This is a genomic window from Paenibacillus sp. EB106-05-06-XG162 (genome assembly GCF_058791655.1).
In genome coordinates this window covers 399762-422089 of the sequence record NZ_JBYTDT010000004.1, presented here as the reverse complement: position 1 = coordinate 422089, position 22328 = coordinate 399762, and the positions used below count along the sequence as shown (strand labels likewise).

Genomic DNA, 22328 nt, shown 5'->3' with positions numbered 1-22328 from the left:
AAAAGTATTGATGGTCAAAACCTGAGAAAACGAGAGTATTTAAGAGCTAAGCGTTTCTCTATAGAGGGAGGATAGTTCAAAAGTTTCGCGAATACCCTACACATGGATTTATTTACGAAGTTCGTGAATAACACGTTATCAAAAGATTCAAGAATTGCATTTTTCACATAGAGGCTAAGCTTTTTCTATAATTGGAGGTGAGGTATTGTTTGTTGTTGTACAAATAATATCAACTGTTCTCGGTTTTATTAAACTACGGACAATGGGAATAAGATTGAAGTCAATAATGATAATCCTAGTAATAGGGAATTTTGTGCTACTGATGTTGTATTTGGTGAAGTATAGGTAATTTAATTCGCCACATGCGACTGTAACTCCATGTGATTTTTTTTATTATTAGTTGACATACTTAATATGCCAGAGTATCGAGGATGGAAGTAAATTCAATGAATGTCGGGTGACAAGAACATATATTGCTTTACGTAAATGAAAACGATTTTCAATTATATCGAATTTTCATGTACCTTTGCTTGAGCCGACCCTGATCTATGATGTTCAGGATAACTATCCTGTGAAAGATGATGCAACCTGATATCGGCGTTAAACTAACGGGCAGGATAGTTCAGCAAAATTATGGTAAGATAAGTATGATTATTGAAAGGAGGCGTTGTCTTATGAAAAGAAACATTATTAAAAGTAGGGCGCAATTTATTAAGGGGAAAGCGTATATCTAGCCCTGTAAACTACGTAATTCCCCAGAAAACGAGAGGGAATTGTATGGGTCATTTATCTACTAATACAAGCGGTTTTCGAGTTGGTTTTTCTTTCAATGATGTTACTTTTCAACTTCAAGAACAACACGATTTTACATGGCTGCGGTCACTTGGCAAAGTGTTCTGTGTATTTGACCAACAAGATTCAGGTAATATCTGTTTCGGAATTGAGAAGGATGGAAAGAAAAAATTCGTTAAGTATGCAGGAGCCAGGCCGTTAGATTTTTCGGGGAATCCTCAAGATGCTGTGTCGCGGCTAACGGCTGCAATTCCATTGTACTCAACTTTAAATCATCCGCACCTTATTCAATTGATTGATCACTTCCGTACCGATAACGGATACGCAGCTATTTTTGAATGGGCCGAAGGTGAATGTCTACATTCGCATTGGTCCTTTGCAGACGCACCAAAATATACCCACCCTGATTCACCGTTCTACAAGTACAAACATATGCCCATTAATAAACGATTGAAATCCCTAGATGCCATTTTTTCTTTTCATACTTATGTTGAATCAAAAGGGTATGTTGCAGTAGATTTCTACGACGGAAGCATTCTTTACGATTTTTCAAACCATGTAACGAAAATATGTGACATAGATTTTTACCGAAAAGCACCGGCTGTAAATGATATTGGGGAAAATTTCTGGGGAGCAAAAAGATCAAAAGCGCCTGAAGAGTTCGAACTAGGTGCCCCGATTGACTCAAAGACAAACGTTTTCACAATGGGTGCATTAGCATTTGGTTTGTTGGGTGGAGAAATGGATCACTCGTTTTCCAAATGGGAAGCAGGGAAGCTGCTCTACGAAGTAGCTTTACGAGCAGTTAGTGAAGATCGTGAATTGAGATACCAAAACGTCAACACATTCAAATCTTTTTGGGATGAAGCAAAAGGTTTTTAGAACTCATTGAGAGATCGATCTCGTACAAAGTATTGGGCCATCCTGTAGAGGATGGCCCTAAAACTTGACGTTACAGACAGCGCGGTGAACCGGAAACATAGAGAGAACTCAAATCATTGCGCTAACGGGCAGTAGAGTGTGGTGACAAATGGCTACTTTTTAAAGGACATCCTTATTCATAGTTATTCCAATATATGGTATTATTATATTAACGGTAGAATTTAAATATAGGAGGTTCTGAAATGAGTTCAAACAAACAAATACATAGTTCTTTAAAGGTTTTACTTGTATCTGACCTAGAAAAATCTCAAAATTTCTATCGAGATGTTTTAGGTTGTGAAGTAACGGATTGGTGGGTAATCAGAGATGGATTTACTGGATTAGCATTAAAGCTACTACAGGCAAATTCTATAGCTGATGTTCAGCCCAATCAACCTGCAAAAGGTTCGACAGTAGCTACTGATGTGTATTGTTACGTTGAAAACTGGGAAGCCCTAGATGAGCTTTACAAGGAATTTAAAATAAAGAATGTTCATATTGCAATTGAGCCTTGGATTGATGAAAATGCTGGTCCTTGGAAAGAGTTTGCAATCAAAGACATTGATAACTATTGCATTACGTTTGGTGGAACTAATTAAAACAAATAGCTATAGCAACCCCGCGGCTGCCGGCATAGATTGGCAGCCGCGTTGCGCTAACGGGAAAGATAGTTCAAAAGTTTCGCGAATACCCTACATATGGAATTGTTTACGAAGTTCGTGAATAAGACGTTAGCTGAAACACCACGAAACTTATAAAACCAAAAAAGACGGAGGTATTACATGAAACCTGAGGTTTATGAATTTCAAGAGAAGAAAGTAATTGGAGTTGGAAACATAGGTAATCCTATAAACCCTGGAGATGTTTGGCCTGCTTTATTTTCCAGAATTCAAGAAATTCGTAGTCGTAAGAATACTCTTGAAACTCTTGGAGTAATTAAGAGAAATGAACACGGGTATTTACATGGGGTAGAAGTTGAACAATTGATAGAAATTCCAGAAGGTATGTTTTCTTATGTTATACCAGCTGGCCAGTATATTGGAATGACCCATAAAGGGCCAATAAGTAAGATTGGTGAAACATTTCAAATTCTTATCAGCTGGCTAGCCTCAAATAATTATGAACAATATGACATTGTATGTTTTGAAGTCTATGATGGAAGATTTAAGGACGAAGATCCTGAAAGTGAATTTGATTCATACATTCAAATTAAAGATTTGTGAGGGTTTAATCAAAGCAGTGTGGTGCATCAGCTAACACCGCATTCCCGCATCGTCGCATTTGTCCCTCGGGATTGAACTAACGGGACACGATAGGTCAATTAAAGACAGAGTAACGGCAGCCTTTCGGCTGCCGTTTTCTAATCTAACGGGCAGTTTAGCGCAACAAAACATATATACAAGCCGTATGTTTAATAAAAGAACTTTACTAGGGGAACGAATGAAATATTTCACTAAAGAGTGGTATGAAGAAGCGCAAATAAGAAGTATTTTGATTTTTCATGAAACGGTGAAGGATTGGGAAGACGACATTGCTTGGTATGAATCTGAAGGTTTGAACTTCAAAGAAATTTGTAAGAACAACTTGGAATATAACAGAGCTGATTTACTCAAATATCTCCCAGCATCCTTTCATCCCTATATCCAAGACGGAACGTTAAAATCACAATTTCCTTCTGAAGAACTTAGAAAAATGGCTGACCAATGGCTATTGGAGTATGATGAGAGAGCGAAAGCAAAAGGGATTACCTACCGTAACTACTACAACTCTATAAAAGGCTCACTCTCCGAGAGTGTCATACAATTGTTTGAAAAGACATTACACGATGCTCAAGTAACTTCGATTGAGATGCCTTCGAAGGACACGTTCATCATGACATTGGATTGTAGAGGGGGCTATCATTATTTAACGGATGTCAGGCTAACCTTTACGGGAGTGAAAAATTTACAACCTGCAAGCTTAAGTGTAGGGAGTGGCAGGCTTTATGATGAAGTTTATCTCACAGAAACAGGTTTTGAACTTCATGTGTTATTAGATGGTCCTTTAATGGAGTTCACGATCTCAGCTGAAAACGTTAATATCGAGGTCATTTCATAATTCATTATTCCGCTAACGGGACACGATAGTTGAATAAAAGACGCGATTGCAGTCGGTCGAAATGATCGGCTGCTTTTCGTTGAACGGGCAGTTATAGAGGAGAATAACCCCATTTCATTAGCCTCTTTTAATCTTAGCAACCGATTTTGGATCCGATAACGAATTAATTTTATTTGGTTGACCGGATTGCAAACATTCTGTAAAATTTTGTTAAGTGTATACTTTAGGGTAATGATCTTACTTAAAGGTAAGGGGATGATTTATCAATGATTCATCAGCTTGAATGTCCAGTGGAGACAATCATTCATGTTCTAGGCGGCAAATGGAAACCAATGATTTTATGGCATTTGATACAATCCAATAAGCGATTCAACGATCTGGAAAAGCTTATACCTGATGTTTCTCAAAAAATGCTGTCACAACATCTACGGGACTTGGAACGAGAGGGCATAATCGATAGAACGGTCTACCCCACCGTCCCTCCAAAAGTAGAATATTCCCTTAGTGAATATGGTAAAACATTGATTCCTGTAGCAGAAGTCATGTGTGCTTGGGGAGAAAACCATAATAAGCGGAAATATGAAGAATCTGCTTCTTAAAGCTGGTTCAATTCATTTGCACACGAATTCAAGGACTCATAACAAAAGCTGCCAAAGGATTTCCCCTGGCAGATTTTGCTATTTACAGTCAATCTTCCGTTAAGATTTTCGCCGTGGACCAACATGGATAACCCTTTCTGCTTAATGCTTACTTTTAAGTAAGGACCCTACATTAAAGTGGGTTCTTATTAAGATTTTTAAACGATGCTATGCTTGAGTCAATCCAGAGATGAAATATCGGGAGTCAATAATAAAAGGAGGAAAAAACGATGAAAATTATTGTTTTCGGAGCAACGGGAAATACGGGGAGAAGAGCGCTGGAGCAAGGGTGTAAAATGGGGCATGAAATGACCGCATTCGTGCGAAACTCCGAGAAGTTTTATGGACAGCAAGGAGAGCGTTCCGCCAAACATGTGAAGGTGATCGTGGACGATATCATAAACCCAGTAAGCGTCGGCGAGGCGCTCTCGCATCAAGACGCCGCTATTATTGCTGCCGGCCATGCAGGTCAAGGAGATGAGTTCGTTCGTCTCGTTGATAACATTATAAGCCAATGTGAAATCCACCCTAGTTTTTCCGGGAGGGTATGGGTAATGGGAGGTGCCGGCCTGCTGGATATTCCATATACTGATCTCATTGGCAACAATCTGCCCGGATTCCCGCCTGCGTATAAAAATCACAACCGGAATTTTGAACGACTGCTGCAGTCTGAGCTTGATTGGTCAATTATGTGTCCGGGAACTATGATTGATTCGATAGAACCTCCGGCGTCGATTCATCTGCATGTAACAACGGAAACCTTGCCCATATCAATTCCGAAGACGATCAAGGAATTATCCGAGGCCGATATAGCCGGTTACTTGTTCAGTCGGCTTCAAGAGCTGGATGTTGCTTATGATGATGTCGTGAAATGCATGCTGGACCATATCGAGCTCGGAGGGCCTTTTAAGAGGAAAAGGGTCGGACTCGCCTATCAAAACGAGATTCCGGTGTGCTAAGGAGCAAAAAGGGAGATGGTGAATTTGGTTGGATGGATCCTCGTTTTGCACATATTGGCTTCTATCGCGGTAATCGGTCCCGCTTTAGTGGTACCCGTCATTCGAAGGTCCGCTAGAACCGTCGGCCAGTTGCGCTTTGCTTTTGATGTAACGAACAAGCTTGCCATCCTGCCTAAAATTGGCGGAGCCGCACTTATTATTACCGGGGTTTGGCTTATGATCATAACGAAGATGGGGTTGTCCCAAATGTGGCTAAATATATCGATCCTTTTATCGCTGCTCATGGTCGCCACGATCGAGGGATTGATCGGGCCGCGCATGAAAAAGATCATGGAAATTGTATCTATAAGTCATAGCAAAGGGGATGAACTACCCTCCGAGCTCGGTCGATTGATGAAAGAGATCGTACCAATCGAGACGGCGTCACAGCTGCTTATGATTGCCATAACCGTACTTATGATCCTTAAACCATTCTAAAGAAGCCGTCAACCCTTTAACAATCGGCCCCTGGGTAGCCCCAGGAAGGGAAGAATCAATATCGAAAAGGTGGCCGTGCGCAGCCCTTTGTTCCACTAATGAGGAATGATGTTCAATAACCAAAGGGCTGCCGCGTGGCAGCCTTTTGTTCCGTAAATAAACTTTCGCATCAACGCCGTAGCGAATGTAATAGCAACATCACCTTGGAGCTGGTGGGAGCAGGTCAACTTATTCCAATACAGGAGTATAACCAAAGATTGAGTAGGATCAGACAACAGCATGAGGCTGCCGTGGAATTGATTGGCAGCCTTGCTGCAGCGTTACACTATGGGTTCCGGCATTCCCGATATTCGAACTCGTCGATTTTGCCCGACGTTAGGAGATAATATATGGTCGCTTCTTTATGATATGAAGTTTGTCTCGATATGCGGTTGTTGCGCTGCAGAATATCAGAGTAGCGGGCCGGATAATCATAGTGCACAAGATGATTTGCCGCCGTAACGTCGAGACTGGTGTTGACAGAATCCGTAATAAGCAAAACGGTGAATTCCGGGATTTTATTAAATCTGTCAATCATCTCATTGGCCTCATGGATGGAAAGCTGTGCCGTAATAATAAGAACGCCCTTGATGTCCTCGTCCGCAGAAAGCTCGTCTAATAACAGGGCGGTGACGGTATTCGATTTGGAGATGACGATCGTCTTTTCCCTTCTGTCACTCACATCTCGGATGATGGACCTCAGCATGTTCATTTTTTGCGGATTCTGGTCGCACATAAGCGCCATTTGCTCTTTAATCGCCATGAGCTGTTTTTTTTCATGAATGGAGGATGCCCGGTTATTTCGCTCGGAAGCTGTAAAGTAATTATTCAAAAGCTGCAAGTATTCGGTTTCATATTCGGGCTCCAAGGATACGACGATCTGTTTTTCAGTAATGTTCACGATATCAGTCATCCTTCCTGCTCTTCTTATTATTTGAATAATAGCAACGTAACTTATGATACGGTTCTCTCGGCGAAACGGCAAGCTTCATAAAATGGAATTTTACAACGCGACGGTAAGAAATATTACCTGGCTAATGAAAAATATACATCGCTGGTGAACTTTCTGAACACATGGTACGCCCTCAAAATGAATTTTCGGATATTTCGGTACATTGAAGGAAACACGTTAAGATAGGCATTCATTGAGCTAACGGGACACGATAGTTCAGTACCAAAAGGGCTGCCGAGTGGCAGCCCTTTATCCCGCTTACGGGCAGTCATGTTCAATGGAACAGACTGTGCTAAAATGGGAAATACAGTTAATTTATACTTTGGTAAATTTGAACAAAGGAGTGGTTGTATATGAAAAGAGCGTCATTTCTTATCTCTCTGTTAGTTGGAGTTGCCTTTATTGTTTTTTCTGCTATTCCATCTGTATATGCCTATCCGTATAGCGATGGCCCTAATTCAGGCCCGACAAATATGTGGGAATTAGTATTAGTAATTACTTACGACTCATGGTTATTGTTCTTATTCCTTGGTCTTGTCATATCAATTTTTTCGATTTTAAAACTCCGAAAAAACTAAGGCAAATTATCTTGTTCAACGATTTAATTTCTAACGGGAAGGATAGTTGGATGGATCAGGGAGCCTATGCTTCTTCCTCTATGATTCTCCCAATCCGAGACGCTCCATGGCTCGTGTAACGAGCAGAGGGATTTGAAGATCTTGCGCCAAACGAAGCGCTTCTTCATAAGCATTAACCGCTTCTACCGTTTCTTGTCGAGATGCCATGATATCCCCGAGAGTCAGCAGGGAAGAGGAGACATATCTTTGATATCCCATTTTATTAGCAAGCGCAAGCGCCTCATCTGCATGAAGTTGGGCATTTTCTAAGTCTACTCTCTTAAGATAAATATCGCTTAACAATAAATGGTCAAGTGGCTGATAGGGCATGAACCCAGACTGTTGGCGTAACTCTAGTGCTAGCTGGGCCTGGTACAAAGCTTGGTCCAAGTCGCCTTTGATCAAGGCATTGTAGGCAAAGTGTCGGACGGGTTCCGATTTCTCGAATATATGACCGGAACGGTCGGCAATTTCGAAAGCTTGGGTATAGAAATGCAATGCTTTTTCAATCTCTTGCCACCGCTCGAACACCGTTCCAATATGAAATAGGGATTCACTGATCCCCCTCGAATCCCCTAATTCATCCCGAATCTGTAACGCCTGTTGCTGATAGTCCAGTGCTTCCTTATACTTCTCCTGTGTACCTACTACGGACGCACTCGCGTTCAAATCGGCAAAATAATGAGCGATTCCAAGCAAACTTAAGGAATCCGCAGCCCGCTTGCGGTCTTGGACCTCCTCGGTAAGCTGCCTGGTCTTTCGCAAAGTAGCAAACATAAGCTCAGGGTTGTGGTTTGTAGATAAATATTCGAAAACACGAATCTTACCCTCCATAAGCAGTAACTTGAGCAGATGAGTATCGCTTAGCTCAGGCAACTGGATCGAAGCGTGCAGTACTTTTAATGCGAGTGATGAATTTCCGGCATAATGATAACTTCGTGCGATATCGCTAAGTGAATCGACAGCGACGGCAAATGGCTTTTCCATTGGCTGCTTCATTACACATTCTCCTTTCAAATAACATTGAATCGAACTACTATTCATAGTAAGAACAGTGGACCCGTCGGGCAATAATCAAAGGATCTTGCGTGTCTTTTAGTGAACAAAAAAGAGAAACTGTTGAAAAAAGGACTCAGTAGAAAAGTGTGAACCGGAATGGAAAAAAGGAGGCCTCCATGGTGGATGTAACAAGGAAAGAGGATCGGCGAATACAGCGTACGCGCGAGTTGCTAAGGAGGGGCTTCATTGAAGTAATAAGGGAAAAGGGCTTCGATTCCATGAACATTCAGGACATAGCTGATCGGGCAAACGTGAATCGCGGCACCTTCTATCTTCATTACAATGATAAATACATGCTGCTGGATGAAATCGTCCGTGATACTTTCAAGAAAATGCTGCGAGATGCGGTTCCGCACCAGCCGCGGTGGGAGAGGGGAACTTTACGGCTCATTGTCTTGACGGTGTTGAACTGCTTTGAAGAGAAGTACCGCCATCGGCAACCCTCGTCACGGATTCCGTCAGCGCTACTTGAAAATGCCATTCGTGATGAGTTAACCTTCTATCTTGCCCGTTTGATAGGATCGGAAAGTTCAGATCCCTCCAAGGAGTCGCACGCGAAAGCACATATAGTCGGCTGGGCAATTTTTGGAGCTGCTACCCAGTGGAGTCGTGAAATCATTACCATGTCAGCGGAGCAGATGGCGGATGTCATTTGTTCTGTTATAGTAACTGCAGGTTATAATAATGAATTGTAAGGTGTAAGGAATGGGATATACTCAACCAATAGGACGAAAATGTCCGTCTCTTGCTTGATAACGGTGCAACGTTACTGAAAGAAGATTGATATACAGTAATTTATTCGCCGAAGCTGGAAAAGCAATACCATGTATAAAATTGGTTATATAGGGAATTGTAATCCAATCCGTATACGAAGGAGCTGAAGTAAAATATGATCCATCCCAAAGACGACTATGGGGTATTAGGTAATAAAATCGAAGTTGATTCGGATGTGAACGAGGATCGTAATCGAGAGGAGCAGTTGGATGACTCCTTTGAGGCCTGGTATGGGAATATCAACTACCAGGTGAAGCAAAAGCTAGATCTAACGAACGTTCCGCAGGATAGTGTATTTGATACAGCCGTCGGCATGGATGAGGATCCATCCCAGGATTAAGAGCTCAATAACCATAACATTGTGGCTGCCGCTGAATGAAGTTCCCCTGCTTAAGATTCTGACTTTTCACGGATATTTATTACACAACGGAAACGATAGTTTAATTTCCAACAGGCTGCCATAATAATGGCAGCCTAGTAAGCTAACGGGCAGTCTCAGGATTTAATTACGGGGTGTCTATAGTCTAATCATTTAAGGAATTGATTGGTATTGGACAGTGTAAAGCTCTGATTTAATATTGTTCGTTGAAAGAGAGAAAATGATTTTGGTGAGAGCTTGGATGTCCAAGCCAAATTGCTACGGAAACCCAAGCAGAACCTATTTAAAAATACGATCAATTTCGTTGATTTCTTCTTCTGTCAGGTGGACGTCTAATGTTTTTAAATTATCCAGCACTTGCTCTGCTCTTTTTGCTCCGGGAATGACAACACCAATTGAATCATGTCTTAAATACCAAGCAAGGACTACATGAGCAACTTCGGCATTTTTTTCATTTGCAATTTTACGGAGCTGCTCTACCTTTTCTAGATTTTTTTTAAATACATCGCCCTGGAATAGAGGCATATCTTTGCGTAGATCATTGAATGTCATATCTTTATTGTATTTACCGGCCAGTATGCCTGATGCTAGTGGAAAGTATGGAATAAACGAGATATTATTCTCTGTCGTATATGGAAAGAATTCTTGTTCCGCTTCACGCTGCAGCAAATTGTAGTTTCCTTGTAATACATCGACATAACCATCCTTATTTGCTTCTTTCAATTGTTCAAGTGAGAAGTTGGAAACGCCAATTGCTCTAATTTTACCTTCGTCCTTCAGCTGTTTTAAGACTCCAACCGCCTCATTTTTTGGTGTATCCTGATCTGGAACATGAATATAAAATAAATCTATGTAATCTGTTTGCAGCCTTTTTAAACTACCTTCAACGGCTTGTTTCAAAAAAGCAGGCGAATTATCCATGGCAATATCATTGCCGGCAAGTGTTAGGCCGCCTTTTGTTGCAAGGATGAATTCATGACGTTTCCCTGATTCTTTTATCGCTTCACCTACTAGCTCCTCTGAACGTCCTGTTCCATAAAAAAACGCTGTATCAAAAAAATTCACTCCATGGTTGATCGCAGCCCATAGACAATCTTTTCCTACTTCTTCATTTAAATTAGGAAAAATATTGTGCCCACCTACAGCGCTTGTTCCAAGTCCGATTGGATTGACAACTAAATCTGTTTTGCCAATTCGTGTTTGTTTCGTCATTCGCTTCAACTCCCTCTCATTTTTAAGCTTAGCGTACGTTTCCACGTTTTGTTGGCGCAATCCTACTTAAGCATGACTAGGTAGTGCAACTACCTTGATTCTTTGGCAGCGCCGGATGCAACTTCTGGAATACTACCATCCATAGCGTAAACCATTACGTTACGATAGTTTCAAGTAGAAAATAGAAAATTTTAAACTTTTGCATGATAATAGGGTGAGGTAAGAGAATTCTTTATTCCGATGCAGAATGCTCGTCCTTCCGAAGCATTTATAACAATGTATACGGTAGATTCCGGTCTGAGGAGGAGCTAAAGGCACCTTAGCTTCTTAAAGCTGAAATATCCCGCATTGCTGATCAGAGAGAGACGCCTTTCTACTTGGTAAGGATGGATCCGTATTACTGTGGAACGAGGAGAGTCAGAAATTCACGGTTGTTGATGGCTTAAAAGGAATTTACGATATTCAAGACAGGTTATAACCCTCATTGATTGGCTGCTTTTTTAAACTAACGCCTATAATCGATTTTCGTCACGGTTCATATGCCTCCTGGCGAACTTTAGGAGGCAAATTTAATGAGATCTCATCTTGATCACATGGTGGGGGCTTTTTAACGCTTTCGTAGCGGATGTACGTGGTGATGCTTGGCGTAGGATTCTTTCTTTATGTTCTGATTATTATTCGAAACTAAGTAGGATGTCCAAGCAATTGTATTAAAGGTTCGTATAATAATAGAAAATTACACAGATCCTATTAGGAGGTAATTGTTTTGGTTATGTATACTACCGGTGGCGGATTTTCGGCTACTGATCTTGTCCTGTGCGTCTTGATGGCTGTTGTATCGATGCATTATGGAGGACATGCTTTAGCCAGTAACAACCTTGTTCTGTGCGCCTTGTTGGGCATCATTACGATGTAAAGGAAAAAGTCCTCGGGGTTCTGATAATATTACAATCAAAGACGGTGTTGTCGAAGAACCTATGTGGAACAGGATGGCGATAGTAACATGTTGTCAGTAGGCAGCATGATATATGCACTTAAAGGAGTAGAAATTAAAAAAACCATCGTTGTGATTTTTGATGGCAAATATGTTAAAGCGGTCAATGCTAATGCAGTCAATGGCAAATGATTGAACAGAAACATAACATTGTTGAAATAACGGAAATAGTAATAAAGTGATAGAATCTTCCTAAACGTTGAACGTAAGAAAAGAGACGAAGGTAAAAAGGAAGGAAAGAGAAGAGTTGACTGCGTAAAAAACCAACATATATTATCTGATGGACAATGAATAACTGGAGGTCATTGATAGTAACGGTAAATATGGAGATTTTCTTATCGACCTTGCAACTATAGACTGGCACATAAAGACACACTTGAAGCTCGATATGGTCCAAAGATACCAAAATTATCAGCAAGATATGGGTATTACCATACCATATTTTAAAGAAAGATTAATTGGGGCTAAATATTATAATGGATTGATAGGATTACGCTTTTATGCAAAGATGAGATGGAATGATTCTTATTTCAGCTCCGTGATGAGTTATTAAGTTTAGTTTAATATAATCCGAAAATGGTTTCTCGTGGTTAGACTTTGAATGTTTATTTTTTGTATAAATCACGTGTAAATAATGTGCAAAATGATAATAATTAATATCGTATTTAAACGTATTCTAACCAAGATCCATTAGCAAAAAAAGCCGTAACCCTTATCTTCAAAAGGATTCACGGCTTTTTATGTATACAATCAACTCGTATTATATTTGGAAATATGGCGTCCCAGAAGAGATTCGAACTCCCGACCGACGGCTTAGAAGGCCGTAATGCCACGTTAAATCCCCGAAACCTTAGCGTTTGCCAGTAACGTTCATTCATACGATGACACACGGTTCGATACAAGCTATGCGGTTTGGTTATTTACTACACCAATTTTACGATAATATCCAATCAAGCAGTATAATTTTTTATCCTGACGTGGCATTATCGTCATACTCGCGTTGCGATCGGTTACTCAATAATTGGTTTACCTTACTTTGTTATTTCAGACATTATTGTCTTGAAAGTAAATGGGACAATACTCAGATTGTTAGTCGGGTTAAGTTTACATCTTTTATGTGCGGGGTTACCTACTATTGTAGGGCATGATTCATCGTCTATAAATTCATAGACAAAAAAAGCCCAAGCATCGTACGCCTGAGCTTTGATCTACAGAATCTTACTGGATTACGCTACAATTATGTGCAAAATTTGTTTCCCGATCAGAAAGCTCGTTTTTTAGGATGAAGTTCAAGAGCTTATTGTTTTAGAGGAAGAATGGAAAAAAGAATGGCTCGAAACCGTCAAAACGATCAAAACGGTCACGACGGTCAAAACGACCAAAACGATCAAAACGGTCACGACGGTCAAAACGATCAAAACGATCAAAACGATCAAAACGGTCACGACGGTCAAAACGGTCAAAACGATCAAAACGGTCAGAACGGTCAGAACGGTCAAAACCGCAAGAAAAACATTTTGTGCGTACTGATTTCATGTTTTTTTGTTTAGCTTTATTATTCATATTTTTGTTTGAGCTTATCCGCACATGTTTTTTGTTGGTGTTTTTCATCAATTTATCACCTCCTTGTTTTATATAGTATGTTCAATAAGTTGCACTGATTGGATGAGCGTTCATTTGAGATTAAAATAAACTTCTATACCGCTGGGTAAAGGTTTTTTCAAATGAATCAACAGTTGTTCAACTAACGGGACACTATAGCTTATTAAATAACTAAAACGAGGCTGTCGGCATAGATCAGCAGCCTCGTTGCGCTAACTGTCAGGATTGTGGAGTTGTCGTACAGAATTCCATTTTATTATTATCTGGTAGTTTTAGTTTCACCGAGGATTAGACGATGTTTGTTTTGATTCCAATTTAATGAAATACTAGTACAACCATCCAATCAAAGTGAGATCATCCTACATAACATATCGGGTACTCAATAAAAGGGAGGTGTTAAAAATGTCCGATGTACGTGGAAGCTTTTTTACAAGTACAGGTACTATCCTTGTATTGTTCATCTTGTTAGTAATTGTCTCTTGTTCATGTTTTTTTAATTAGTGCCTAATGTCGATAATTATTAATAAGAGTAGTCCGGGGACACTTAACACTTCTTTGCATAATATATCTAGTTCATACAGTCACCTCTTTAAAGCATGGCTGCCAATCTTTTGTGGCACTGTGCTTTTTTAGTGCTTAAAAAGTCATCGAAGAGATCAGGGGTTATGTGCATCGGGGTACTAGAAGAGCTGGTGCGCTTGGGCTTCTTTGCCCGTTCGGTCGGTCGCGACATCATCGTTTTGTTCGCGGTTTCCGACTACGAGTACGAAACAGAATGGTATATGCGGATGATCCGGCGGTATAGATCCGGGTGAAAACTAAAACGCGGCTGCCGGCATGATCGGCAGCCGCGTTGTGCTAACGGCCAGAATAACATAGATCATTTGTAAAATAGCGTGCGCCGCCGCGCTTGAACCTGTCCATCGAACAGCGGTTATCGACTTGCTGCTCACTTTTTAATCTCGTCGTGTAGCAATATTCCTGAATTGATCTGTTTTCGCAATAATGTGCCCCCCCTTTAGTAAATAGTTATCACTCCCTTTCCATGTATGAGATTCTTTGTTTTTTCTTCTAATTTGCACATAATTATACGGATTATGCGCATATATTCTATACCCTTTAGCCCGACATCTACTTAAAAATGAGACGTCTTCTCCTAATGACACATGGGGATATTGTACGTGGTCAAAAACACGTCTTCTAAATAAGATGGTCCCTCCCGCAATGAAACGAACGAACTTATTCTGTTGCTTGGGAAAGCGAAGGATGAGCATCTTTCTTGCTTCAAGATATGCTAAATATGCCCGTTTTCCCACAACATCAGCGTTTGATCGGTGTAAAGCCTTCATTTGTCCGGTTAAATAAAATGGTGAATAGAAATCGTCATCATCAAACTTTGAGATAAACGGGTATTTCGTTTTACTTACAGCATAATTAAGGCAACGACCTAAAGATTCTTTTTCGGCAATCTTATAGACGGAGACATTTTTATATTGCTGAGTCATTTTTCGGTATTCCTCTAATTTCATGCTATCTTTATTCAAGATAATAATCAGTTCTTTTACCGGGTAAAGCTGAGCCTTGTAATTTTTAAGAATATTACTGAAGAAATGTGGGCGGTTAGTGCTTGTTATAATAGATACCCCTTGTAACCCGTTAGAAGCCTGGCGCATCTCCCTCACCTCCAAGTCCATCCATATCGGTATATGACCAACCACATAACAATGCCTGTTTGTTTGTTCCTGTATATAAAAAATATTCTAACAAACGCGACGGCACTTTTTCTACTTCACAAAATGAGACAAATGTCCGGCGCCCGACCATTGAGTTTGAGCAGAAAAAATAAATTCTATTAACTTTGTTCATTCGATAGACAAAGTGTTCTCATGAAAGTATAATGTTACCGAAATCATGAAAATGAAAGTGTCAAGCACTTAGAAAGATAAAAAGGAGATAACGATGAGCACAAGAAGAGACTTACAACATTACCCCTATATGAATGCAAGTTTGCCTATTGAAGAAAGAGTTGCGGACCTTATATCGAGAATGTCACTTGAAGAAAAGGTAAGACAGCTTGATATTTATTCGGGAAATGAAATTTCCGATTCCGTAGAAGGCTTAAATGCAGATGCGCTTAACTACGAAAAAATGGAGAAGGTATCTGCCAGCATTGGAATCGGATGCATACAAAACCGAAATTCCAAAGCAGAGACAGCCAATAAAATTCAGGAGTATATCATCCAAAATACAAGATGGGGGATTCCGGTACTCTTCAGCGAAGAGGGACTTCACGGGTTTGGATGGAGAGGCTGTACGGTGCTCCCTCAGCAGGTTGCGCTCGCATCAACATTTGAACCAGAACTTGGATATAAACAAGCGAGAGTCATCGCTTCCGAGGCGCGCAGCTTTGGTATCCATGAGGTTTGGGCACCGGTTCTCGACCTTGCCAGGGAAATCCGATGGGGACGCGTGGAAGAAGGGTACGGAGAGGATCCCTATCTGGGGTCTCTGTTCGCGGAGAACATGGTAAGAGGGCTTCAAACGGATGACCTCACAAGACCCGATGCCGTGGTGTCGGAACCAAAACACTTTACAGGATACGGTGCACCTAGGGGAGGACACAATTGTGCTCCGGCCATGATGGGGCATCATGATAATGCAGCTTTCTGTCTGCCTGTATTTGAGGCTGCTTTCCAAGCGGGTGCCATGAATACGATGTGTTCCTATAACTCCATTGACGGTACGCCTGTGGCTAGTGACCATTCGCTGCTTACCGGTGTACTCCGCGACCAGTGGGGCATGAAGGGCTTCGTAAGAGCGGACATGACTGCTGTCTCCATGCTGCATACTTGTCACTATGTTGCCGAGAGCAAACGGGAAGCGATCAAAATGGGCCTTGAAGCCGGTGTTGATATGCAGCTTTACGACTTTCCGCATGATATATACCAGGACAGCATCATTGACCTTGTAAAATCAGGTGAGGTGGACGAGAAGGTTGTAGACACAGCCGCAGGACGTGTCCTTACCGTTAAATTTGCAGTAGGGCTCTTTGAAAATTCATATACAGATATCGATCTTTCTTCGAAAGTTGTCCACTGTGAGGAGCACGTGCAGACGGCACTCGAAGTTGCAAGAAAGTCGATCTGCCTGTTGAAAAACAGCAAAAATACGCTTCCTCTCAAAAAAAACATCGGCAAGATTGCTGTGATCGGACCAAGCGCGGATGTTCCTCGTTACGGAGATTACAGCAGCCCTGTTGTACCTGAGCATGCTGTTACGCTTTTGCAGGGTATCAAAAACATCGTTTCGGACAAGACCGAAGTGATCTATGCCAAAGGCTGCGAGATTCTGGAGTCTGACCTTATGCCGATTCCGGACAGATGGCTCAAGGACAATGCCGGCAACGACGGGCTTTTGGGTGAGTATTACAACTCTCTTTCGTTCGAAGGAGAACCTGCTTGCGTACGGAATGACCGGCTGATCAATTTCAACTGGATTTACACAAAACCTGCTGACGGCGTCAACGCGGATAACTTCACCGTTCGCTGGACAGGCAAAATTAAACCGGACGCTACCGTGGATGGTTACATTGGCCTCAGCAGCATGGACAGCATGCGTCTGTGGGTAGATGGCAAGTTGATTGTTGACGGTTGGGGAGAGCATGACGCCAATCAAATGGTGGCGTTCCAATTCGTCCAAGGCGAGGAGTACGACGTTAAGGTTGAGTATCTTAACGATTCGCGTGGCGTAAGGGTCATCCTCGGTTACAGCCTTGGCAACAACGATATGGACGCAGCGGTGAGAGCGGCGCAAGAGGCGGATGTTGCCATCGTTGCGGTGGGTGACAATGAGCAGACTAGTGGAGAAAACCTGGACCGAGCGGACCTGAATCTTCCGGGAAGACAACTTGAACTCGTCAAGAAAATTTATGAAACAGGAACGCCTGTTGTTCTTGTCCTCCAAAATGGACGTCCGATGTCGATCACATGGGAGGCAGAGCATCTGCATGCGATCGTAGAGGCATGGTTTGTTGGGGAGCAGGGCGGAAATGCCATGGCAGAGGTGATTTTCGGAGATGTCAATCCTGCTGGCCGCATTCCGATGTCTTTCCCGAGATCAGTAGGCCAGCTGCCTGTATTCTATAATCGCAGACCGTTCTACGGACATAAATATGTTGAAATGGACTGGCTACCGTTGTACCCATTCGGGTATGGCCTGAGTTACACGACATTTGCGTATTCAGATATTGATATTTCCGCACAGGAGATTGCTCCGGATGGGGAAGTAAACGTATCGTTTAGCGTAACCAATACAGGAACTGTCGCAGGGGAGGAAGTTGCCCAGCTCTATATCCGGGATGAATTCAGCAGCACGGTCAGACCCTGCAAGGAACTTGCCGGATTTAAGCGAGTTCACCTTGAACAAGGCGAAACAAAACGTATCACACTGACACTGGGATACAGACAACTTCGAAATCTTACTAGAAGCTATGAATGGGTTGTAGAACCGGGTAAATTCGAGGTGATGGTCGGACCGAACTCGGACGAGGCTCCGTTGACAGGAGCGTTTTACGTTCGGAAATAAATTTGTAAGAGTTATTACTGCCGGTCTGATCCGAAATTAGGGAGGCAGTTCATTTTAAGAGTAGCCAAACTTTAATATTTCTAAGATTTATGATATCTTTATATTTATAGGCTATTAAGCTCAGGTACGGCATATTAATTAAATTTGAGGTATTTTTAAGAGGTATGATGAATTATGGATAATCTAGAATTAGGTAAAACAATCGCAAAAATTCGCAAAAGCAAGAATTATACGATTAAACAGTTATCAGAATTAACGAATGTAACGTCATCCATGTTAAGCCAAATTGAAAGAGGACTTTCCAGTCCGTCACTGAACACGCTGCGCGTAATTGCCGATTCGTTAGAAATTCCTTTATTTAGTTTATTTACCGAATTTGTGCCAACCAAAAATTTAATTACTCGAGCAAATTCCCGAAAAAAAGTCATTATTCCATCATCGAACAATTGGGAATATTCATTATTGTCTCCGGATTTAAGCGGCTCCATTGAGATGGTTCTCATGAAATTACCACCTGAATCCCAGTCTGCCGAAAAACCTATGAGACATATTGGTGAAGAAGTCGCCTATGTTTTGGCGGGTGAGGTCGTATTATTTATTGGGGACGATGTGGAGACTTTATATCATGGGGACAGTGTAAAAATACCACCTGGAATGCAACATAAGTGGGAAAATAAATCGGATCAAGAAGCAACCGTTATTTTTGCTATTACGCCTCCGACATTTTAGATTACAAACATAAACCGTTTCTGTATTTGCGAGTGTATTTCACACTGGTAAATACGGAAGCGGTTTTTTTTACCAAAAAAATCGATAAATATTACGCTTGAATTAATAAACGCGAAGTGCTAATATTCAACTATAGTTAATTTATTAAATCTGATTTAACTTTTAGGTTTCCGATGAAAATATCATTAACAATGGAGGTGCCCATATATTAATACACTGCAATTAGAACTGCAATTAGATATTAATGGGAATGTTGCCTCAAAACAAGGAGATGGAATTTTTATGAAACAAACAATTATGACTGATAAAGCTCCCGCTGCAATTGGACCTTATTCGCAAGCAATTGTAAGCGCTTCACGTTTGTATGCATCTGGTCAACTTGGAATTGATCCCCAGACAGGTGAAATGAATAATGATTTTGCAATACAGGCAAAACAAGTGATGGAGAACATCGCCGCAATTTTGAATGAAGCAGGATACGATTTCGATGACATTGTAAAAACGACTATTTTTGTGACCGATCTTGCCAACTTTACTTGTCTGAATGAAATTTACGGCTCTTATTTCAAGTCTAGCAAACCCGCACGTTCCTGCTTCCAAGTTGCAGGTCTTCCAAAGGGAGCCAAAGTTGAAATCGAATTCATCGCAGAAAAATAAAATTAAAATCACCTATTGGATTTAAAATATATCCATTTTAGTACGGAGGTAACCATGACTAACTTAATTGCTGGAAAAACGATCGAAGAATGGAAAAATGAATTACCGGAACTGCAGAAAATCATTGATACTCAGGAAGTTTTCTGGGTAAATCCGCAGCTTGAGAGCTGCAACAACCGAATTATTAACACGGAAATAGGCATCGCTGATATCGAAGATGCGGAAGAACGACTGCTTCGCTTCGCTCCTTATTTAGCAACAGTATTCCCGGAGACCAAAGAAAAAAACGGAATCATCGAATCTGAATTAGTCAACATCCCTAAAATGCAGCAGCAGTTATCAGAAATGTTCAATCAGGAAATAGCGGGAAATGTATATCTTAAATGTGACAGTCACCTGCCTATCTCCGGTTCTGTAAAGGCTCGCGGAGGAATTTACGAAATATTAAAAGTTGCCGAAGAGATCGCCTTTAAACACGGCATGCTGTCAATAAATGATGACTACTCCATTCTGGCAGATGAAAAATTCCGGACGCTATTCTCGAATTATTCGATTGTGGTCGGATCAACCGGTAATCTAGGTCTTAGTATTGGTATTATGAGTGCCCAATTAGGCTTCAAAGTTATTGTGCATATGTCTACGGACGCGAAAGAATGGAAAAAAGATTTATTACGGCAAAAAGGCGCAATCGTCGTTGAACATAATAGCGACTATGGGAAAGCAGTAGAAGCAGGCAGAGAACAATCCCAGGAAGATCCCAATAGCCACTTCGTTGATGATGAAAATTCTAAAACGTTATTCCTTGGTTATGCCGTAGCAGCTAAACGGCTTCAAAAGCAACTCAACGACATGTTGATTCCAGTCGATCAGGATCATCCTCTATTCGTCTATCTACCTTGCGGTGTAGGCGGCGCTCCTGGTGGCATTACTTTCGGATTGCGGACCGTATTTGGAGACAATGTTCATTGCTTCTATGCAGAGCCAACCCATTCACCGGCCATGTTGCTAGGTTTAATGACACGTAAGCATAGCGAGGTATCCGCTCAGGAGTTTGGCGTTGATAATATTACTGCAGCAGATGGGCTTGCCGTAGGGAGACCATCAGGATTTGTGGGCAAAGCACTTGAGAAAGATATTAGTGGTGTCTTCACTGTTCAAGACGATTGCCTCTATCGGATCCTTAGAAAGCTGGCCGATTCAGAAGGAATATTCTTAGAACCATCGGCAGTTGCAGGATTTATCGGACCCGTTCAACTGAACGCTTCTTCCATGGGACAAGATTATTTGAACAATTATCACCTTGAACAGAAGATGCAAAATGCTACGCACATTCTTTGGGCTACTGGTGGCGGCATGGTTCCGAAAGATGTTATGGATGATTTCTACCGTAAAGGCGCAATCAGCTAATTTACTCTATCGTATAGGGAGAGGTTAAGACAATGGACACTGCAACAATGATGATGCTAGTATTAGCCGCATCTATAGCAATTCTCATCTTTCTCATTCTTAAAGTTAAAATACATCCCTTTCTATCCTTAATTTTAGTGTGTATATTTGTGGGAATTGCTACAGGTATGCCTCTTCCTAAGATTGCTACTTCCATTGAAAACGGTATGGCTGGAACGTTAGGTTTTCTGGCCACCGTTATCGGTTTTGGTACAATTTTAGGCAAAATGTTGGAAGTATCCGGCGGCGCCGAGCGTCTTGCACGAACCTTACTAGAAACAATGGGAGAAAAAAGAGCTCCCTGGGCGATGACAATTGTCGGGTTAATTTGCGGCATCCCCGTATTTTTTGAAGTCGGATTTGTTTTACTGTTTCCTTTGGTTTTCATCGTTGCCAAACAAGCTAAGATGTCGTTACTCCGTGTAGGAATTCCTTTGGCAGTATCGCTGATGGTCGTTCACTCGATGGTGCCTCCACATCCGGCAGCGTTTGCAATTACTACAAGTTTGGGGGCTGATGTAGGGAAGGTCATTCTGTATGCTCTTCTTGTTGGAACGCCTACGGCCATTTTAGCGGGTCCAATTTGGGCCAAGTTTATCAGTAAGAAATGCAAGACTGGGGTAATAAAAGAATCAGAACAAAGTGCTGCAACACCATCTGAGAATCTTCCAGGCTTTGGTATTACCCTTTTTACGATCCTATTGCCCCTAATCATTATGGTTGGAAAAACGGTTGGTACAATGTTTCTCGCAAAAGATTCTTCGTTATTGCCTATTGTAAATTTCCTAGGTAATCCAATTATCGCACTTCTCATTTCAGTATTTGTAGCTTATTATACGTTAGGTCTTTCTCGTGGTTTAAAAATGAAAAACCTGTTAACGCTTACAGAACAATGTTTTGGACCGATTGCCGGCATCTTGCTGATTATTGGTGGCGGTGGAGCATTCAATCAGATATTAGTTGACAGTGGGTTAGGTAATGAATTGTCTAAGGTTTTGATGTCGCTAAATATGAACATCGTTATTCTTGCTTGGCTCATAGCTTGGCTCATGCACCTTGCGATCGGTTCCGCTACGGTGGCCATGATTAGTACTGCAGGTATGGTGGCACCTATGCTGGCTGCTTATCCTGGTGTGAGTCCAGAAATTATCGTTCTCGCCATTGGTTCCGGAGCGATTGGCTGGTGCCATGTCAACGATTCGAGCTTCTGGTTTGTCAAAGAATATCTAGGATTATCGTTACCGGATATGTTTAAGAGCTTCACTGCAGCGTGCCTAATTGCATCATTTGTTTCTCTAGGCGGTATACTACTTTTAAATCTAGTCATTTAATAAAATACTATTAAAATACTATCCTCGCCATTCGTCATGGAGAGATACAAAGGTACTTAAATTACATGC

24 protein-coding genes are annotated in these 22328 nt (G+C 41.4%); 18 read left to right on the top strand and 6 right to left on the bottom strand.

What is annotated here, in order from left to right; genetic code table 11:
• Window positions 1-777: 777 nt before the first annotated feature.
• The 7 genes from AC3WU2_RS13065 to AC3WU2_RS13035 all read left to right on the top strand — a co-directional run bounded on the left by AC3WU2_RS13065 (window position 778) and on the right by AC3WU2_RS13035 (window position 5884).
• Window positions 778-1674: a serine/threonine protein kinase gene (locus AC3WU2_RS13065; RefSeq protein WP_492454697.1), complete on the top strand. Its 897-nt coding sequence runs from the start codon at window positions 778-780 to the stop codon at window positions 1672-1674.
• 242 nt (window positions 1675-1916) lie between these two features.
• Window positions 1917-2312 (top strand): VOC family protein, encoded by a 396-nt coding sequence (locus AC3WU2_RS13060; RefSeq protein ID WP_492454695.1) that lies wholly within the window; start codon window positions 1917-1919, stop codon window positions 2310-2312.
• A 183-nt stretch (window positions 2313-2495) separates the two neighbouring features.
• Entirely contained in the window at window positions 2496-2936 is a 441-nt protein-coding gene (locus tag AC3WU2_RS13055; RefSeq protein WP_492454693.1) for a GyrI-like domain-containing protein, read from the top strand.
• Between the two features lie 217 nt (window positions 2937-3153).
• Window positions 3154-3810 (top strand): DUF4085 domain-containing protein, encoded by a 657-nt coding sequence (locus AC3WU2_RS13050; RefSeq protein WP_492454691.1) that lies wholly within the window; start codon window positions 3154-3156, stop codon window positions 3808-3810.
• Between the two features lie 266 nt (window positions 3811-4076).
• Window positions 4077-4409 carry a winged helix-turn-helix transcriptional regulator gene (locus tag AC3WU2_RS13045; protein ID WP_102710951.1) on the top strand — a complete coding sequence of 111 codons (333 nt, stop codon included), beginning with the start codon at window positions 4077-4079 and terminating at the stop codon, window positions 4407-4409.
• Between the two features lie 269 nt (window positions 4410-4678).
• Entirely contained in the window at window positions 4679-5407 is a 729-nt protein-coding gene (locus tag AC3WU2_RS13040) for an NAD(P)-dependent oxidoreductase (RefSeq protein WP_492454688.1), read from the top strand.
• A gap of 15 nt (window positions 5408-5422) precedes the next feature.
• Entirely contained in the window at window positions 5423-5884 is a 462-nt protein-coding gene (locus AC3WU2_RS13035; RefSeq protein WP_492454685.1) for a DUF2269 family protein, read from the top strand.
• A 325-nt stretch (window positions 5885-6209) separates the two neighbouring features.
• Here AC3WU2_RS13035 and AC3WU2_RS13030 read toward each other — a convergent pair whose 3' ends face one another.
• The gene (locus AC3WU2_RS13030) at window positions 6210-6824 is read right to left on the bottom strand and encodes a helicase-related protein (protein ID WP_492454683.1); all 615 of its coding nucleotides are present in this window, start codon (window positions 6822-6824) and stop codon (window positions 6210-6212) included.
• A gap of 404 nt (window positions 6825-7228) precedes the next feature.
• Here AC3WU2_RS13030 and AC3WU2_RS13025 point away from each other — a divergent pair, with 404 nt between their 5' ends.
• Entirely contained in the window at window positions 7229-7453 is a 225-nt protein-coding gene (locus AC3WU2_RS13025; RefSeq protein WP_492454681.1) for a hypothetical protein, read from the top strand.
• Between the two features lie 78 nt (window positions 7454-7531).
• Here the strand turns inward: AC3WU2_RS13025 and AC3WU2_RS13020 are convergent, their stop codons facing one another.
• Window positions 7532-8491 carry a tetratricopeptide repeat protein gene (locus AC3WU2_RS13020; protein WP_492454679.1) on the bottom strand — a complete coding sequence of 320 codons (960 nt, stop codon included), beginning with the start codon at window positions 8489-8491 and terminating at the stop codon, window positions 7532-7534.
• A 176-nt stretch (window positions 8492-8667) separates the two neighbouring features.
• On the opposite strand from AC3WU2_RS13020, the gene AC3WU2_RS13015 reads away from it, so the two are divergent.
• Together AC3WU2_RS13015 and AC3WU2_RS13010 are read left to right on the top strand one after the other, a co-directional pair.
• On the top strand, window positions 8668-9246 hold the full coding sequence (locus tag AC3WU2_RS13015) for a TetR/AcrR family transcriptional regulator (protein WP_492454677.1): 579 nt from the start codon (window positions 8668-8670) through the stop codon (window positions 9244-9246).
• Window positions 9247-9440: 194 nt separating this feature from the next.
• Window positions 9441-9665 carry a hypothetical protein gene (locus tag AC3WU2_RS13010; protein WP_492454675.1) on the top strand — a complete coding sequence of 75 codons (225 nt, stop codon included), beginning with the start codon at window positions 9441-9443 and terminating at the stop codon, window positions 9663-9665.
• Window positions 9666-9983: 318 nt separating this feature from the next.
• Here AC3WU2_RS13010 and AC3WU2_RS13005 read toward each other — a convergent pair whose 3' ends face one another.
• On the bottom strand, window positions 9984-10916 hold the full coding sequence (locus AC3WU2_RS13005) for an aldo/keto reductase (protein WP_492454673.1): 933 nt from the start codon (window positions 10914-10916) through the stop codon (window positions 9984-9986).
• A gap of 766 nt (window positions 10917-11682) precedes the next feature.
• On the opposite strand from AC3WU2_RS13005, the gene AC3WU2_RS13000 reads away from it, so the two are divergent.
• Together AC3WU2_RS13000 and AC3WU2_RS12995 are read left to right on the top strand one after the other, a co-directional pair.
• Window positions 11683-11832: a hypothetical protein gene (locus tag AC3WU2_RS13000; RefSeq protein WP_492454671.1), complete on the top strand. Its 150-nt coding sequence runs from the start codon at window positions 11683-11685 to the stop codon at window positions 11830-11832.
• Window positions 11833-11919: 87 nt separating this feature from the next.
• Window positions 11920-12042: a hypothetical protein gene (locus tag AC3WU2_RS12995; RefSeq protein WP_492454669.1), complete on the top strand. Its 123-nt coding sequence runs from the start codon at window positions 11920-11922 to the stop codon at window positions 12040-12042.
• A 1173-nt stretch (window positions 12043-13215) separates the two neighbouring features.
• Here the strand turns inward: AC3WU2_RS12995 and AC3WU2_RS12990 are convergent.
• Window positions 13216-13521 carry a hypothetical protein gene (locus AC3WU2_RS12990; RefSeq protein WP_492454667.1) on the bottom strand — a complete coding sequence of 102 codons (306 nt, stop codon included), beginning with the start codon at window positions 13519-13521 and terminating at the stop codon, window positions 13216-13218.
• Window positions 13522-13914: 393 nt separating this feature from the next.
• On the opposite strand from AC3WU2_RS12990, the gene AC3WU2_RS12985 reads away from it, so the two are divergent.
• Entirely contained in the window at window positions 13915-14013 is a 99-nt protein-coding gene (locus AC3WU2_RS12985; RefSeq protein ID WP_492454665.1) for a YjcZ family sporulation protein, read from the top strand.
• A 317-nt stretch (window positions 14014-14330) separates the two neighbouring features.
• Here AC3WU2_RS12985 and AC3WU2_RS12980 read toward each other — a convergent pair whose 3' ends face one another.
• Complete coding sequence (locus AC3WU2_RS12980; RefSeq protein WP_492454663.1) at window positions 14331-14465, bottom strand: hypothetical protein; 135 nt, start codon at window positions 14463-14465, stop codon at window positions 14331-14333.
• Window positions 14466-14468: 3 nt separating this feature from the next.
• Window positions 14469-15185 (bottom strand): glycosyltransferase family 2 protein, encoded by a 717-nt coding sequence (locus AC3WU2_RS12975; protein WP_492454660.1) that lies wholly within the window; start codon window positions 15183-15185, stop codon window positions 14469-14471.
• A 286-nt stretch (window positions 15186-15471) separates the two neighbouring features.
• On the opposite strand from AC3WU2_RS12975, the gene AC3WU2_RS12970 reads away from it, so the two are divergent.
• The 5 genes from AC3WU2_RS12970 to AC3WU2_RS12950 all read left to right on the top strand — a co-directional run bounded on the left by AC3WU2_RS12970 (window position 15472) and on the right by AC3WU2_RS12950 (window position 22259).
• Window positions 15472-18096, top strand: a complete 2625-nt coding sequence (locus tag AC3WU2_RS12970) for a glycoside hydrolase family 3 protein (protein WP_492454658.1) — start codon at window positions 15472-15474, stop codon at window positions 18094-18096.
• A gap of 174 nt (window positions 18097-18270) precedes the next feature.
• Window positions 18271-18825, top strand: coding sequence for a cupin domain-containing protein (locus AC3WU2_RS12965; RefSeq protein ID WP_492454656.1), 555 nt, complete (start codon window positions 18271-18273; stop codon window positions 18823-18825).
• Between the two features lie 282 nt (window positions 18826-19107).
• Complete coding sequence (locus AC3WU2_RS12960; RefSeq protein WP_492454654.1) at window positions 19108-19482, top strand: RidA family protein; 375 nt, start codon at window positions 19108-19110, stop codon at window positions 19480-19482.
• 54 nt (window positions 19483-19536) lie between these two features.
• The gene (gene dsdA, locus AC3WU2_RS12955) at window positions 19537-20889 is read left to right on the top strand and encodes a D-serine ammonia-lyase (protein ID WP_492454652.1); all 1353 of its coding nucleotides are present in this window, start codon (window positions 19537-19539) and stop codon (window positions 20887-20889) included.
• Between the two features lie 32 nt (window positions 20890-20921).
• Window positions 20922-22259 (top strand): GntT/GntP/DsdX family permease, encoded by a 1338-nt coding sequence (locus AC3WU2_RS12950; protein ID WP_492454650.1) that lies wholly within the window; start codon window positions 20922-20924, stop codon window positions 22257-22259.
• Window positions 22260-22328 lie beyond the last annotated feature (69 nt).

What these genes read in the sequence shown, in the direction of transcription:
- AC3WU2_RS13065 (WP_492454697.1), top strand. Translation starts at nt 778, where the DNA reads ATGGGTCATTTATCTACTAATACAAGCGGTTTTCGAGTTGGTTTTTCT.
- AC3WU2_RS13060 (WP_492454695.1), top strand. Translation starts at nt 1,917, where the DNA reads ATGAGTTCAAACAAACAAATACATAGTTCTTTAAAGGTTTTACTTGTA.
- AC3WU2_RS13055 (WP_492454693.1), top strand. Translation starts at nt 2,496, where the DNA reads ATGAAACCTGAGGTTTATGAATTTCAAGAGAAGAAAGTAATTGGAGTT.
- AC3WU2_RS13050 (WP_492454691.1), top strand. Translation starts at nt 3,154, where the DNA reads ATGAAATATTTCACTAAAGAGTGGTATGAAGAAGCGCAAATAAGAAGT.
- AC3WU2_RS13045 (WP_102710951.1), top strand. Translation starts at nt 4,077, where the DNA reads ATGATTCATCAGCTTGAATGTCCAGTGGAGACAATCATTCATGTTCTA.
- AC3WU2_RS13040 (WP_492454688.1), top strand. Translation starts at nt 4,679, where the DNA reads ATGAAAATTATTGTTTTCGGAGCAACGGGAAATACGGGGAGAAGAGCG.
- AC3WU2_RS13035 (WP_492454685.1), top strand. Translation starts at nt 5,423, where the DNA reads ATGGTGAATTTGGTTGGATGGATCCTCGTTTTGCACATATTGGCTTCT.
- AC3WU2_RS13025 (WP_492454681.1), top strand. Translation starts at nt 7,229, where the DNA reads ATGAAAAGAGCGTCATTTCTTATCTCTCTGTTAGTTGGAGTTGCCTTT.
- AC3WU2_RS13020 (WP_492454679.1), bottom strand. Translation starts at nt 8,491, where the DNA reads ATGAAGCAGCCAATGGAAAAGCCATTTGCCGTCGCTGTCGATTCACTT.
- AC3WU2_RS13015 (WP_492454677.1), top strand. Translation starts at nt 8,668, where the DNA reads ATGGTGGATGTAACAAGGAAAGAGGATCGGCGAATACAGCGTACGCGC.
- AC3WU2_RS13010 (WP_492454675.1), top strand. Translation starts at nt 9,441, where the DNA reads ATGATCCATCCCAAAGACGACTATGGGGTATTAGGTAATAAAATCGAA.
- AC3WU2_RS13005 (WP_492454673.1), bottom strand. Translation starts at nt 10,916, where the DNA reads ATGACGAAACAAACACGAATTGGCAAAACAGATTTAGTTGTCAATCCA.
- AC3WU2_RS12995 (WP_492454669.1), top strand. Translation starts at nt 11,920, where the DNA reads ATGTTGTCAGTAGGCAGCATGATATATGCACTTAAAGGAGTAGAAATT.
- AC3WU2_RS12990 (WP_492454667.1), bottom strand. Translation starts at nt 13,521, where the DNA reads ATGAAAAACACCAACAAAAAACATGTGCGGATAAGCTCAAACAAAAAT.
- AC3WU2_RS12985 (WP_492454665.1), top strand. Translation starts at nt 13,915, where the DNA reads ATGTCCGATGTACGTGGAAGCTTTTTTACAAGTACAGGTACTATCCTT.
- AC3WU2_RS12975 (WP_492454660.1), bottom strand. Translation starts at nt 15,185, where the DNA reads ATGCGCCAGGCTTCTAACGGGTTACAAGGGGTATCTATTATAACAAGC.
- AC3WU2_RS12970 (WP_492454658.1), top strand. Translation starts at nt 15,472, where the DNA reads ATGAGCACAAGAAGAGACTTACAACATTACCCCTATATGAATGCAAGT.
- AC3WU2_RS12965 (WP_492454656.1), top strand. Translation starts at nt 18,271, where the DNA reads ATGGATAATCTAGAATTAGGTAAAACAATCGCAAAAATTCGCAAAAGC.
- AC3WU2_RS12960 (WP_492454654.1), top strand. Translation starts at nt 19,108, where the DNA reads ATGAAACAAACAATTATGACTGATAAAGCTCCCGCTGCAATTGGACCT.
- dsdA (WP_492454652.1), top strand. Translation starts at nt 19,537, where the DNA reads ATGACTAACTTAATTGCTGGAAAAACGATCGAAGAATGGAAAAATGAA.
- AC3WU2_RS12950 (WP_492454650.1), top strand. Translation starts at nt 20,922, where the DNA reads ATGGACACTGCAACAATGATGATGCTAGTATTAGCCGCATCTATAGCA.